The sequence below is a fragment of the Clostridium sp. CTA-1 genome, assembly GCF_054768215.1.
This window is the reverse complement of record NZ_BAAAAP010000004.1, coordinates 143,008-158,087: the sequence shown is the minus strand read 5'-3', so window position 1 is coordinate 158,087 and position 15,080 is coordinate 143,008. Positions and strand designations below refer to the sequence as shown.

Annotated in this window: 15 protein-coding genes; 1 reads left to right on the top strand and 14 read right to left on the bottom strand. The window is 26.5% G+C overall.

From position 1 onward, the window contains the following. Positions 1-211 precede the first annotated feature (211 nt). From ACYUEW_RS04675 to ACYUEW_RS04630, 10 genes are all read right to left on the bottom strand, one after another. Positions 212-1,909: a bifunctional diguanylate cyclase/phosphohydrolase gene (locus ACYUEW_RS04675; RefSeq protein WP_043031084.1), complete on the bottom strand. Its 1,698-nt coding sequence runs from the start codon at positions 1,907-1,909 to the stop codon at positions 212-214. Between the two features lie 88 nt (positions 1,910-1,997). Then, complete coding sequence (locus tag ACYUEW_RS04670) at positions 1,998-2,132, bottom strand: cyclic lactone autoinducer peptide (protein ID WP_043031082.1); 135 nt, start codon at positions 2,130-2,132, stop codon at positions 1,998-2,000. Then, entirely contained in the window at positions 2,116-2,805 is a 690-nt protein-coding gene (locus tag ACYUEW_RS04665; RefSeq protein WP_207131004.1) for an accessory gene regulator ArgB-like protein, read from the bottom strand. The genes ACYUEW_RS04670 and ACYUEW_RS04665 overlap by 17 nt, the downstream gene beginning before the upstream one ends. Then, positions 2,798-3,265, bottom strand: a complete 468-nt coding sequence (locus ACYUEW_RS04660; protein ID WP_460276310.1) for a hypothetical protein — start codon at positions 3,263-3,265, stop codon at positions 2,798-2,800. The genes ACYUEW_RS04665 and ACYUEW_RS04660 overlap by 8 nt, the downstream gene beginning before the upstream one ends. Before the next feature lie 178 nt (positions 3,266-3,443). Next, a complete protein-coding gene (locus ACYUEW_RS04655) occupies positions 3,444-3,995 on the bottom strand; it encodes a DUF5317 family protein (protein ID WP_003487536.1) in 552 nt (183 codons plus the stop codon). Positions 3,996-4,321: 326 nt separating this feature from the next. Continuing rightward, the gene (locus tag ACYUEW_RS04650) at positions 4,322-5,830 is read right to left on the bottom strand and encodes a DUF1846 domain-containing protein (protein WP_003487538.1); all 1,509 of its coding nucleotides are present in this window, start codon (positions 5,828-5,830) and stop codon (positions 4,322-4,324) included. Between the two features lie 133 nt (positions 5,831-5,963). Continuing rightward, positions 5,964-6,857 (bottom strand): SPL family radical SAM protein, encoded by an 894-nt coding sequence (locus tag ACYUEW_RS04645; RefSeq protein ID WP_460276309.1) that lies wholly within the window; start codon positions 6,855-6,857, stop codon positions 5,964-5,966. Positions 6,858-7,229: 372 nt separating this feature from the next. After that, entirely contained in the window at positions 7,230-7,880 is a 651-nt protein-coding gene (locus tag ACYUEW_RS04640) for a DUF5105 domain-containing protein (protein WP_460276308.1), read from the bottom strand. 296 nt (positions 7,881-8,176) lie between these two features. After that, positions 8,177-8,872 carry an LrgB family protein gene (locus tag ACYUEW_RS04635; RefSeq protein WP_096044838.1) on the bottom strand — a complete coding sequence of 232 codons (696 nt, stop codon included), beginning with the start codon at positions 8,870-8,872 and terminating at the stop codon, positions 8,177-8,179. A gap of 2 nt (positions 8,873-8,874) precedes the next feature. Further along, positions 8,875-9,231, bottom strand: a complete 357-nt coding sequence (locus tag ACYUEW_RS04630; RefSeq protein WP_159034353.1) for a CidA/LrgA family protein — start codon at positions 9,229-9,231, stop codon at positions 8,875-8,877. A gap of 295 nt (positions 9,232-9,526) precedes the next feature. On the opposite strand from ACYUEW_RS04630, the gene ACYUEW_RS04625 reads away from it, so the two are divergent. Further along, positions 9,527-10,144, top strand: coding sequence for a hypothetical protein (locus tag ACYUEW_RS04625; protein ID WP_043031074.1), 618 nt, complete (start codon positions 9,527-9,529; stop codon positions 10,142-10,144). 289 nt (positions 10,145-10,433) lie between these two features. Here the strand turns inward: ACYUEW_RS04625 and ACYUEW_RS04620 are convergent, their stop codons facing one another. The 4 genes from ACYUEW_RS04620 to ACYUEW_RS04605 all read right to left on the bottom strand — a co-directional run bounded on the left by ACYUEW_RS04620 (position 10,434) and on the right by ACYUEW_RS04605 (position 15,069). Then, positions 10,434-12,296: an ABC transporter permease gene (locus ACYUEW_RS04620; RefSeq protein ID WP_460276307.1), complete on the bottom strand. Its 1,863-nt coding sequence runs from the start codon at positions 12,294-12,296 to the stop codon at positions 10,434-10,436. Further along, positions 12,296-13,042 (bottom strand): ABC transporter ATP-binding protein, encoded by a 747-nt coding sequence (locus tag ACYUEW_RS04615; protein ID WP_159034351.1) that lies wholly within the window; start codon positions 13,040-13,042, stop codon positions 12,296-12,298. The genes ACYUEW_RS04620 and ACYUEW_RS04615 overlap by 1 nt, the downstream gene beginning before the upstream one ends. Positions 13,043-13,055: 13 nt before the next feature. Beyond that, entirely contained in the window at positions 13,056-13,913 is an 858-nt protein-coding gene (locus tag ACYUEW_RS04610) for an undecaprenyl-diphosphate phosphatase (protein WP_159034350.1), read from the bottom strand. Positions 13,914-14,088: 175 nt separating this feature from the next. Next, positions 14,089-15,069: a sensor histidine kinase gene (locus ACYUEW_RS04605; RefSeq protein WP_159034349.1), complete on the bottom strand. Its 981-nt coding sequence runs from the start codon at positions 15,067-15,069 to the stop codon at positions 14,089-14,091. Between the last annotated feature and the right edge of the window lie 11 nt (positions 15,070-15,080).

Sequence of the window (15,080 nt, the reverse complement as noted above, 5' to 3'; positions counted from 1 at the left end):
CATAATAAAAAACCCTATTATAAGTGCAAATTTTGCATTTACAATAGGATTTATCTACATACAATTGGATTGTACCAGGATTATCTATTTATTTCAAATACTGTATTTAACGTTTAATATAGTTTCTATTGCATTAGTACAGATTGGTGAAGAATGGCCATGGTAAAATGAATATTGCTCATTTTATCTTCATAATTGGCATATACCTCTATTATAATAAACTTAAATCATCAAAACTATCCTTGTTTTCTATAATAACCTTTATAAATTTTTCTGCAATATATGGATCAAATTGGGTCCCACTACACCTTTTTAATTCTTCAATAGCCTCTTCATAAGTCTTTCTTCTATTATATGGCCTATTAGAGGTCATAGCATCAAAGCTATCTACTACCGTCAATGCTCTAGCAAGAAAAGGTATATTATCCCCTTTAAGCTTACCTGGATAACCTTTTCCATCATATCTTTCATGATGATGTAATATTAAATCAGAGATACTTTGAAGAGAACTAACAGGCTTTATTATTTCAACCCCATTTACAGGATGCTGTTTTAATATTTCCCATTCTTCTTTTGCTAAAGGCATTTTTTTATTCAATATCTCCCTTGAAATATTTATTTTACCTATATCATGCATATAAGCTCCATATATAAAAATTTTTTTATCCTCTTCAGATAATTTAAGCTTGTCCGCTAATAATCTACTATAAAGAACTACCCTTTCAACATGCCCATATGTATATCTATCCTTAGCGTTGATAACACTTATTAATGTTTTTATTGATGTAACCAAATCTATGTGTTTTTCATCAATATCATTTTTAAGTTCATCTAAAATGGAAGTATACGCTTCAACTCTATTTTTATTAAAAAATTTAGCTCTATAAAGAGCATCATCAGCACTCTTAATAAGCTCCATATCACTTTTAGCTTTATAAGGGTATACAGATATTCCCATTGATACAGTTAAATTACCATTGGGTTGATTTTCTTCACCTTCAAAATAAGTGTATTCTATCTTTCTCCTTATTTTTTCCGCTATATTAATAGCTTCTTTCTCTGGAGTATTAGGTAGCAGTACTGCAAATTCTTCTCCCCCATATCTTGCTACTATGTCTCCTTCTCTTGTATTATTTTTTAATATGTCACCTATGGTTTTAAGTACCTTGTCTCCTTTTTGGTGACCATATAAATCGTTATAATGTTTAAAATAATCTATATCAATAAATATCATAGAAAGAGCTTCATTTTTTTCTTCACATTCTATTATTTCTTTGCTTAAAGCATCATGAAAAAATCTATGATTGTATACATCTGTAAGTCCATCCCTATTAACTAAACTTTCAAGTTTTTTGATATGTTCACTTTCAACCTTCACATAAAAACCTAAAGGCCAGGCTGTAAGTATAAACACTCCTGCTAATATCAAATCCTGTTCAAAATATTCATTAATTATTAAATTAGGTACACAGATAACATCCATAATTAAGATAATCAATGAAGCTAAACAAGCTATTATTATTCCCTGCTTCATCCCTAATTGTATAGTTGTTATTATAATAATAAATAAAAACAAAAATTTATATTCGCTAGCATAAGATCCAGATACATGTATCAGAATAAGAAATATAAACACAAAGATCAAATTTTCCATCAAATATACATATTTAATGTATTTGTCACTAATCCTATTGGTTTTAGGGAATACCCATATACCATATATTAACAATAACAAAAGTACTACAAATATTACTGATATCAAACTATAATAAGAATATGTACTTGATAAACTATTGTAATAAAAAAATCTTTTAAAAAATATTATTGCCGAAAATAATAACATAGACAACTTTACTATAGATACTATATCATTTATCTTATTTATTTTATCATCTTGCATTTTACTCATTTTCTGCTACCTCATATTCTCACAAAATAAATATTTTTATTTATATATATTTAATAAGAAAGATCAGTTATAAACTGATCTTTTTCTTTTATTCTTCTTTTAAACATTTTGGCTCTTCAGGTTGATATACGCACCAAACACACGCTGATGATGCTACTATAGATGCAAGAAGAGTTGTAAATGTTGCAACTAGCATTAATGCCCTTTTACTTAATTTTTTCATGATTTTTGTCCCCCTTTGTAGTATCTATTATATAATTTAAAAAATCGTCTAATTTTTTCACTACTAAATGCCCATATTGTGTAAGAGTAAATGTTTGCCATAGTATTCCACTATATACACATAAAGAATATATAATAAACTTTTTATTCCCCATTTTATAATATAAAACAAAATTAATTAATATAATAACTAAATAAACACTTAATGTTATAATAGAACTTTTTTTTAGCCTTTTTATTTTTTTAGATTTCTTTATAGGTTTGGCCTTAGAGTCTACAGGAGCTAATTTATAAATAATATAGTAAGACCACACAAAAATAATTACCCCTAAAAATAATAGTATATTTAAATTAACTAATGAACTTGTTAAAAATACTACTATTATAGCAAACCCAACACAAATAATTGTTCCTATAATAGCACAATTATTTGGAGAAGTAGCATGTACTCCACCGGAAAACTTCCTTAATATGCTTATTGTAAAGGATATCAGCAAAGCTTCAATTTGAACATTGAATAAATATCCAAGCATAATTATAAGAAATATACAAAATATAGTTTGAAAAAAAGCAAAAGTCCCGTAAGCTATAACTTCTTTTTTATCATTATCCAAATTTAATTCTGATGCTATTTTTGTAGCAACATTATTAGATATTGTCTCTGCATTAATCATATTGGAGCTTTTCCCTTTTTAATAATCTAATATAACGTAATGCTATAATACAAGCAAAAATAATCAAAGATGGAATTCCATATATAGTTTTCAAATTAGGATTATTAAATATATGGTTCATATCTTCTTCTAAAATGTATTGTATTATAAAAATATTAGTGCCTTCACAAATAAGCTGTAAAATTATTGTAATAATAGTACTTTTTACTGCCTTCATTATATCTATTCCATTTATAATATAACTTAATAAAATAATCACCATAATACTAAGTATTGTGTGAATACCATAACTGATTGGCAAAGATCTAATTATAAATATCATTATTAGCATTGAGAAACTGGACAATAAATAGTTTTTTTTATTCATTCTAGTATTGGAAAATGTATAAACTGCAAAAATAAGTAAAAATGCTTCTGGAATAGCTCTTGCAACAAACTCTACCACGGATAATTTTAGCATATTTTATTTCTCCTTTATTAATTATGTAAATATTTATACATCTTTTATAATTATATCACTAACATTATCGAAATAAAATGAACTTACTTTTAATATTTAGCAATTTATATATATTTTTCAATAATTAAAATTATAATATATTCTAATATATTTATCATCCTAATAATTAGAAATTGTTTTAAATTTTTATAGATTTTATATTATTTATATGTTTTATAGTATTAAAAATAACAATAAAAACAAAAAATCTTATAAATATATCTCCAATACTCATAACACTATAGCCTACGTCAATTATATCTGTTAAAAATTTAAATTTAGTAGATGAATTACCTAGAATATGTATATCATTAACTTTAAGAAAAGAATAAGGCTTTGCATATCCTGTAAAATAAGATAGTGTAGGAAACACAGGCATCTTACCATTATTTACTGCTATGGCAATTTTATTTAGCATACCACCTATTAAAATAAATATAGACCCTATAATAGCACTGGTATATTGTTCATATTTTATAATAATAAATAAATAGGAACAAATATATATAGTCTCTAATATTTTAACATGTGTTATTAAACTATAATTTTCTAAGAATATGTTTATTTGTATAATTATATATATTAATTCAATAGTTACCACAGGATAAATATGCCATGATTTAAATAATGACTTTATTTCATATCCCTTTAATTTAGTTATTATTAAGGCTAATATTATTGTTTCTAACATAGATACTCCCTCCCCTTCTTATATATATTTTTATTAATTCTATTATATTAATTTACCTTAATATTAATATAAATAAATATTAAGTTAAATTTACTTATTAAGTCAAATATTTACCATTATATTTTATATCCATTAAATTTTTATATCTATATTTTTCATAATTGTCCTTTTATAATATAAATATCCCAATTGTCAATATTAAAAAATTAAAATCTAATTTAAATTTTTAAAGCATATTTTTTTCATAGACAATAAAAAAACATGCCCAAAATCCATTACTCCAAATTTTGAAATAATGAATTTTAGGCATGTAATTTATATTAATTTTAGTTATTATAATAAAGACTTTCTGAAATATATTCTGGATCGCAGGTTACATCTATCCCAAGCTTTCTAAAGGTTTGTTCTTCATTGGTGCTTAAAATTGTAGTTGAATGAGCTTGACATCCATTCAACATTGGTAATTTACTCATAGCTACTTGAGCTGTTGGATTTGTAGCTGCACATATACTAAGGGCTATTAACACTTCTTCACAACTTAAAGCAGTTCTTTTACTTCCTAAAGTTTTTGCTTTTAAATTTATAATTGGTTCTAGTATAACTGGTGAAATAAGATGTATTTCATCAGATATATTTGCATAATGCTTAACTGCATTTAAAATTACAGCAGCTGTTCCATCCATTATATCTGAACTTCTACCTGTTAATATTATTCCATCCTCTAATTCTAAAGCTACAACTGCACAAATTTCACTTTTGTTAGCTCTTTCTTTTAATTTAGATGCATATTCTCTTGCAGGTATAACAACTTTCCTATCCTCTTCTTTTAAATTAAGCTCTTCCATAATAAGTTTAGCTCTATGGAAAGTTTCTTTATCTACATATCCTTTTTTATATTCGCAGGCTGTTTTAAAAGCTCTTCTTATTATTTCTTGTTTAGATGCTTCTTTAACAACTTCATCATCAACTATACCAAATCCCACTCTATTTACCCCCATGTCTGTTGGAGATTTATAAGCAGATTCTTCTCCTGTTATCTTTTCTATAATTCTTTTAAGTACAGGGAAACTTTCAATATCACGGTTATAGTTTACAGCTACTTTGTTATAAGCATCAAAATGGAAGGAATCTATCATATTCACATCTTTAAGATCTACTGTAGCTGATTCATAGGCTATATTTAAAGGGTGTTTTAAAGGTACATTCCATACTGGAAAAGTTTCAAATTTTGAATACCCTGCCACGTTACCTCTTTTATATTCATGATAAAGTTGACTAAGACAAGTAGCTAATTTACCACTTCCTGGGCCTGGTGCTGTAACAACTACAATTGGCTTTGTTGTTTCAATATATGGATTTTTACCATATCCTTCATCACTTACAATAGTATCTACATCTGTAGGGTATCCTTTAGTAGCTTCATGCTTATAAACCTTTATACCTCTACGTTCTAATTTATTTATAAATATATTAGTTGCAGGCTGACCGCTATATCTTGTTATTACAACGCTGTTTACTTCAAGGTTATATCCTCTTAAATCATCAATAAGCCTTAAAACATCAACATCATAAGTAATACCAAAATCTCCTCTTATTTTGTTTCTTTCAATATCGCCTGCATATAAACAAATAATTATTTCTACTTTTTCTCTTAATTTATGTAGTAGTTTAATTTTTGCATTTTCATCAAATCCAGGTAAAACTCTTTTTGCATGCAAATCGAATAAAAGTTTTCCTCCAAATTCTAAATATAGTTTGTCATAATTGTTAACTCTTTCTAATATGTACTTTGATTGTTCTTCAAGATATTTTTCGTGATCAAATCCTATTTTCATATTTACGCCTCACTATACTTTATTATTTTATTCTTATTTATAAGAACCTTTAAGTTTTTACATTTTTATATTATTACATAGTTTTGATTGAAAGTAAATTATTATATAATGGATTTTTTAATTATTTAAATTACTAAAACCAACTTAGCTGATTATTTCCATAGTTCTTTTTATATGCCAAAACTATATCTTCCATTTTATATAAAATACCTAATCTTTCACATTCATTTCTAAATATATTCCATAATTTTTTTTGATTAAGTGAGGCACATTCATATTTATTTCCAAAGGTATCTTTGTATTTTCCTACCATATTTTCTTTTGGAAACTTTTTTATTAAATTCCTATAAAAGTATTCCCTTTGATTTCCCCTTAAAGTTAATCCCATACCATATGCAAAAATAAATTTTGCACCACATTCATGAGCAGTTCTTACTATTTTTATAATATTTTCTTCATCATCATTTATGAAGGGCAAAATAGGCATAAGCAATATACCTGTAAATATACCATTGTAAGAAAGCTCCCTTATAGCTTGAAACCTTTTAGATGTTACACAAACATTAGGTTCAATTTTTTTGCACAATTCATCATCATATGTAGTTATGGTAATCTTTATTAGTGTAGGCGAGTGGTTCTTAATTTTTTTCAAAATATCAATATCTCGTACTATAAGATTGCTTTTAGTTGCTATAGCTACTCCAAAATCAAAAGTATTTATCTCTTCTAATGCCATTCTTGTAAGCATCAGTTCTTTTTCAAAAGGATTGTAAGGATCACTCATAGCTCCTGTTCCTATAACTCCTTTTTTTCTTTTTCTTCTTAATTCATTTTTAATAATCTGTATTGCATTTTTCTTTGCTCTTACTTTATCAAAGTTTTCTATACCATAACATTCGCTTCTAGAATCGCAATATATACAACCATGACAGCAACCTTTATAAATGTTCATATTATAATTTATCCCAAACCACCAATTGTCCTTACTATAATTTGATATTAAAGTTTTTGCTGGAACATACTCCAAGTTTACTATCACTCCTTAATAAATCTTTTATTAACTATTTGTATTTATATTATCAAATCATACATGACATCTGCATGTCATATTAAACAAATCCTTATCATAATTTTAAAACTTTTTATTTATTGTCTAATAAATCTTAATTTCATTACTTCTATATTATATCCATTAATCTATTGAATTTGTTGTAATTATTAATTTGATTATATTAAAAATAAAAAAATATTTATTATAATCAAAATTAAGGAGATAGAAAATCTCTTTCCATCTCCTTAATATAAATATATAATTTTAAATTAATCTTTTAATTTTAATTAACAATTTTTTGTTTAAAACTGTATTATTATGTATAAAATAAGTTTTATCTTTACGAGTTTATTTTATTCCTGAAGTTAATTTAACAATGCCTGCACCAAAACTTTTCATATCTTCTGGTATCCAAGTCTTTTCTTTTATAGTAAATTTAAAAGTTTGTTCTTTCATATCAGATGATGGTTTTACATTTTCATATGATTTTATAAGATTTTGTATATAGATACCTGTGGCTTTATTAATAGCTTCTTGTCTGTCTGTAATATTCATTTTTTTAACTTGTTCAACAGCATCTGTTGCTGCTTTTTCATCAAGAGCAACTTCATTAATGTGAGTTGCTTTTACTTTAACTTGTGCAGATTTATCATCTTGAGAAACAACTTCTGTTTTTGCTGATAATTTCTTTAAAGCAGATACACGAGCTGCGTATATTTTGTTTATTTGTTCATCGTTAACTTTCAAACCTGCTGCTGTAAGATTAGTTTTTATTGTTGATATAGTTTGATCTTTTTGCATTCTTGAAATTTCTTCTGTTTGTTCTTTAGATATCTTAATTTTTGATAAAGACTCTTGATCTCCTTTAATATAAAAATCAAATAAAATCTTTGCTGTTTCATCAGCACCTACCTTTGGCTTAGAGCTGCATCCCATAGCCATTATTGGAATAAATAGTAAAACAAATGATAAAATTAGACTTTTTTTTGCTTTTTTCATATTTTCCCCCTAATATAATATATTTTTAAAATAAATATATTATATTTTGAGCTTTTTGTCAATTTTTTTTATATATCCCATGTATTATAAGTTAATTCTAAATTTTAATAATATTAATTTTTTAATCGAATTGATATTTTCACAAAAAATTTTATACTAATTCTCATTAACTAAAAAGAGGGTATCTCAAAATTAAATCTATTTTGAGACACCCTCTTATTAAAATTAATTATTTTAATAAGATTCTATATAAAAATAAATTAGTTAAAATAAAAGGAAATAAAAACAATCAATAATTATTGTAGAAATTTTATTATTATAGGAGCTAAGAAAGAAGTAATAAGTCCCGCTATACCTATAGCTAAGCTACTCATAGCTCCTTCAGTTTCTCCCATTTCTATAGCTTTTGTGGTACCTATAGCATGGGATGATGTTCCAATAGAAATACCTATAGCTATATTGTTTTTAATTTTAAATATCTTGCACACTATAGGAGCTATTACAGCTCCCATTATACCTGTTATTATAATAGCAGATACCGTAATGGCAGGTATACCACCTAAAACTTTAGACACTTCTATACCTATAGGTGTTGTTATAGATTTTGGCATCAATGAATAAGATAATTCACTGGTCAGACCAAATGCTTTAGAAATATAGAATATACTTATCATAGCAGTTATACAACCTACAGTTACCCCAAGTAATATAGGTATAGCATATTTTTTTATTACATTTATTTTTTTATACAATGGTACGGCAAGTGCTACAGTAGCAGGTCCTAAAAAGAAAGATATAAGATTGCCGCCTTTATTAAAATTATCTAATTTAATATTAAAGGATATTAATATACATACTATTAAAGCTATACATATTAAAAGAGGATTAAATAAGGCTATTTTTGTTTTTCTGTATATGTAAAGTCCTATTTCAAAACCTATTATTGATAATAGTATTCCGAAAACAGGAGAATTTAAAAGATCTTGGACCATTATTATGCCTCCTTACTTGTTAGTTTTATATATAATTGAATAGTCCAACCTGTAACAACTATTATAATAATACTTGTTATTAAGCATACTCCTAAAAATGCTAACCATTTACCTTTTAGCATAGGCATACAGGATAAAATTCCTACTCCCGCTGGTACAAAGAAAAAAGCTAAATGATCAAGTAAGAATTTACTTATGTAGTTTATTTTAGTTAATTTTATTATACCTGAGGATAAGCATAGAAATAATAGTATCATCCCTATAACATTTCCTGGTATAGGCAACTTAAAGAAGTCATGTATGGCTTCACCTAGCAGGCAAATTAACAAAATTATTCCTAACTGTCTTAATAATCTCAAGGTAACACCTCTTTTCTAAATATTAAGTTTTTAACAACTAGTATTTATTTTATTACTTTTTTATTATAAATACCATAGTAAAATAAAAGTTGAAATTTTAAAACAAATTAGTATTGTGGCAATATATAATCAATAATATAAATTCCAAAAATGGATTGGGATTATAAAAATGGTTCCGCTCATAACATATAACTAACTATTGTTTGCAAAAATAATCCCCTTACTCTATAATAAAACAAGCTAAAAAATTTCATACACATATGAATGTAATTTATACTTGGGGGGGATGAATTTTATGCTAAATGTTAAAAATATGAGTGTCATGAACTTCGAAAATGCCTTGCGTGGGGCAAGAAATCCGATGAATAGTTGGGGAAAAAGTGATAGTTATTATGATTCTAAAGGCTTATTTGTTATTGGAGAAAATGATTTAACCCTTGCTAAGAAACTTTGCAAAGCAGGAAGTGACCATAGAAAATTTTTACGCCAAATATTCATTTCCGTTGATATAACTGCTCCATTATATTGGTGGAAGGAATTTGACACCTATAAGATAGGAACAGTTGCCAATTCAACAAGCACAATGCACAAAATTCATAGTCAAGAGTTCACTTTAGATCATTTTAGTTGTGACCAAATGACTGAAAAAACCAAGGAACAAATGATACTTCTAATAAAATATCTAGAAGATTTAAGAACCAAATATCTTGAAACAAAAGATAAGCAATATTGGTATGATATAATTCAATTATTGCCTTCAAGCTATAATCAGTTAAGAACCTGTACTTTTAATTATGAAACTATGATTAATATATATCATTCTAGAAAAAATCATAAATTACAAGAATGGCATACTTTCTGCCAATGGATTGAAACTTTACCATATGCAAAAGAATTAATCCTTTTGGATTAATAAAGTAGTCTTACTAAGTAAGTATAGGCCTAATTACTAAGGGGTAATGTAGCTGGCTGCTACATTACCCTTTAAACACTCTTATTAAGCACTTTTCTATTATGCTTTTTTTATTATATAAAACATCATTAACCATAAACTTTACCATCCTTCTTTATTGAATCCATAATAATTTGTCTTTCTTCATTTAATTTTACATAATCTTTAAAAGCTCTCATATCATACTGGATTCTTAGATTTTCATCTTGGCTATAAAGAATCTCTTTGGTACCCACTATTTATGCGTGAATTATATTCTATTTGCTAAGCTTTTCTTTATATCTAATAGATAGTTTCCTCTTATAATAAAGAAATATATTATTTGAATAATAAGGAAACTTCCCATTACAAAGAATGCTACTATATTAACATCCATTGCAAAGGTATTTTTTAATGCTGACAATGCAAATGATGAGTGTATTACTGCAACAATATAAGGAAATAAAAATAATACTCCGATTTCAATAGTTGATACTTTTTTTATTTCTCTAAAGGTTAACCCAATTTTATTTAACTGTTCATACTTTACTCTATCCTCTTTAACATCCATATAGTATTTGTTATATAAAAAACTTCCTGTAGTTACAAAGAAAATTATTCCTATGAATATAGCTAAGAACAGAACCACCCCATATCCAATTTTGTGGGATTCTAATATATCAGCTTTCATTAAAATAATATAATTTTCCTTATGATTATCTTCTCCAAATTTCTCCTTATAGCTTTTACAAATATTCAAAGTATCTTTATAATTCTTTACATTTAATGCAGAAAATAAAGATATCGAGCCATTAATCTTCCTATATACATCATCCTTTACAATATATACATCATCATATAATGCAGGTATTACCCTCTCTTTTAACTTTGTAACAACTTTTATATCCATATTATCTACTAAAATATTGTCTCTCTTATTAATCATTAATGGTGACCCTGCTATTGATTCATTACTTTTAATATGTATTCTTTCTTGTCCAAGTGATTCATTCAACATATTATAGGTACTTTCATTAATTATATTTATAGGTATAGTATCTTTCTTAGACACTATAGACTTAATTTGCCCTTGAACTTTTGTATAATTATAACCTTCTTTTTTTAGAGAACCTTCTATAAAATCTAATTTTTTATAATCTTTTTTATTAGATGCATAAAAAAATGCTTGTGGAAAATTTCTGTCAACTTCGGCCTCCTTATTTACCCAAAAAGCTGATACAGCTCCAATAGATGTAAATGCCATGGCAGAAGTTATGGTAACTAAAAAGAACATTCTTGTATTATCCTTTATCCTATATAAAAGAGTTGAAATCCATAATACCCTTGTTTTATTCATATAAAATTCTCTATTCTTTTTTAAAATCTTTATTACAAAAACGCTTAACTGTGAAAATAACAAATATGTTCCAATTATAACTGCTACTGTTACGGGTATAATTCTATAAACTATATTATTCATAGTTGATGTAATAGAAAAATAATATCCTCCAAGCAATAATACTACACACAATATTGCAATAATATTTGAAGTCTTTGGTTCACTGTTGGGTTTTTGAGTTCCCTTTAGTAAATTTAAAACTTCATCTTCCTTTATTATAAATGTAGTAAAAATAGAAATTAAAATTCCCATTAAAGCAAAGGCTAAGAAAGTTATTGCCATTGCTTTAACTGGAAAATAGAACAGCAAAGCATTATAACCTAAAAGTTTTCCACTAAGTACTAAAAATATTTTTGAAAAAACCAATCCTAATGTAACTCCAGATATTCCAGACAATGAACTAATTAATACATTTTCAATTGCTATCATCTTTTTAATTTGTTTATCCGAAGCTCCTAGAATATATAGTATACCCAGCTCTTTAAACCTACTTTTTATAAACACACTTACAGAATAAAATATAAAGAAGCATAAAAATAGATATGCAATTATTGTTGTTATGTTAAATGCCTTCTGTAAATACATTGGGAATATAGTTACATCTAAATTAGGATGTAATACAAGCATAGTAAATGAAAATAATAAAGCTGCTGATATAGTACTACTTAATAAATATGCAAAATATGCTCTAATATTTCTTACTACATTTCTGGTGGAAAACTCTCTAAAATTCATTAGTTACCACCTCCTAATAGAGCAAGAACATCTATTATTTCTTGATAAAATTGCTGCCTACTATCCCCCTTATAAATTTCATTGTAAATAGCTCCATCTTTTATAAAAAGTATTCTATTGCAATAACTAGCAGCTAGTGGATCATGGGTAACCATCATAGTAGTTACTTTCTCCTCTTTATTTATTTTTTCAAATAGTTCCATCACAGTTTTTGATGCTTTTGAATCTAGGTTACCAGTAGGCTCATCAGCTAAAAGTAGAGAGGGATCATGTATTAATGCTCTTGCAATAGCTGTTCTTTGTGCTTGGCCTCCTGATACTTCAAATGTTCTCTTTGCTAATAAATTCTCTATTCCAAGAATTTTTGATACTCTAGTTAACTTTTCATCCTGTTCTTTAATTGCTATACCATCTAAAGTCAATGGTAACACTATATTTTCTCCGATAGTTAATGTATCCAACAAGTTAAAATCTTGAAATACAAATCCTAATTCTCTTCTTCTGAACAAAGCTAAATCCTCCCCTTTAAGTGTTAAAGGGTTCTTATCCTTTATTGCTATTTGTCCTGAAGTTGGTTTATCAACTGTAGAAATCATATTTAAAAGCGTTGTTTTACCACTTCCTGAAGGGCCCATAATTCCTACAAATTCACCCTCATCTATATTAAAGCTTATATTATTTAAAGAGGTAAATATAATTTTTTTACCATATACTTTTTTTAAATTACTAACTCTTAAAATTTCCATTTTATTCACCATCCTATGCAGTTAATATTATAATTTTAGTAAATACTAATACAGCAAGTAAAAGACCTGCTAAAATTCTATATATTGCAAATATTTTCATAGGTTTCTTCTTTAAGTAACTTACAAACTTATTCATAACTATTATTGACACTATAAATGCTACAATAAAACCTAATATTAATGCACTCCATAAAGTTGGTGTCATTATAGAATAATCAAATTCAAATAAGTCCTTTATAGATGTTCCTATCATTGCTGGAATAGCTAAAAAGAATGAAAATTCTGCTGCTATTGGTGTTGATATTCCTGCAATCCAGCCGCCCATTATAGTAGATGCACTTCTTGACATTCCAGGCCATAAAGATAAAATTTGTAATAAACCTACCTTTAAAGCTTGAACAAAAGTTATGCTATCTATATGCTGTACAGCATGTTCTTTTTTTCTAAACATATTTTCTATTATTAAAAGTAAAATGCCTCCTACTATAAATCCTATAATTACTGCCTCTGGTCTAAATAATGCTTTTATTTTATGATAGAATAATAGGCCTGTAATCCCAATGGGAATAGAACCTACTATAACATTAATTCCAAATTTAAATCCAGTCTTACCTTCCTTACCTTTAGTGAATATAAACTTAAAAAATTCTACTACACTTTCTTTAATCTTTTCCCAATAAAGAACTACTACTGCAAGTATTGCCCCAAGCTGAATTATAACCTCAAACATTTTAGCAAACTCCCCATTGAAATTAATTGCACTTCCTACTAATATCATATGACCTGTAGAAGATACAGGAATAAACTCTGTAAGCCCCTCTACAACTGCTATTATAATAGCTTTTAATATAAATATTATATCAATACCCATAACTACATCTCCTTTAAACTAATACTTATGTATCTAGTTTAAAAGATGCCATATAAAAATACTATCTCAAAACCTTACATAAGTATGACATGTATGTCACACTTATTAATTAATAAAAAAATAGAATAGTATAGCCTTAAACTATCTATCCTATTTCTATATTTAATATGATACCCTACTTTTTAAATACTATGGAAACAGTTGTTCCCTCTGAAACTTTAGATTCTATAAATATGTCATGATCTAGATTATCACAAATTCTTTTAACTATATGTAGTCCCATTCCAGTAGACTCTCCAAAATTACGTCCATTTTCCCCTGTAAAAAATGGCTGAAAAACTCTTTTAATATCTTTTCTTGGTATTCCTACACCTTTATCAATTATACTTAACTTAACAGAATTTTCATCATCATAAGCTCTTATAATCAATTCTTTCCCCTTGTCTTTGGAATACTTTACTCCATTAACAATAAGCTGTTCCAATACAAATTTCATCCACTTAAAATCACTGTGTACTTCTATAGAATCATCTATTTGAACTTTTGGTAATATCTTGTTTTTAATAAATATCTGCTTTTCTTCGTTAACTTTACTCCTAACTAAATTATATAGAGAAAACTTTTCTACTATAAAATCTTGCTTAAAAGAATCAAGCCTAGCAAAATACATAGCCATATTTAATCCTCTATTTAATTTACTTATCTCTACTTTCATACTTTCAACAGGTTCTTCTCCCTCGTATTCTTGCATTTGTAGTTGAATTACTGATAGAGGTGTTTTCATCTGATGAACCCATTGATTTATAAATGTTAGATGATCATTATGAACCTTATTATATTTTATAATTTCAGTTTCATATAAATTATGCTCTTTCTTTAAAATATTAGAGATACCTTCTCCTAAGACTGAATTTCCTAAATCTAAAAAAGATTCATCTAAATTCTTTAGACCCCTGTCTAAAAATCGATATACTTCCTTATTCTTATAATATCTAAAAAATAAAAAACATCCTAAAATAAATGTATTGAATAATAATATATATATATACTCACCAATTTGTACAAATCCCAAAAGAGCTAAATATCCCAACGTAATAAAAATACTTATAAAATATATAACTATATATCCTTTATTGTCTTTTATAAATAACTTCATTTTTTCTGCTC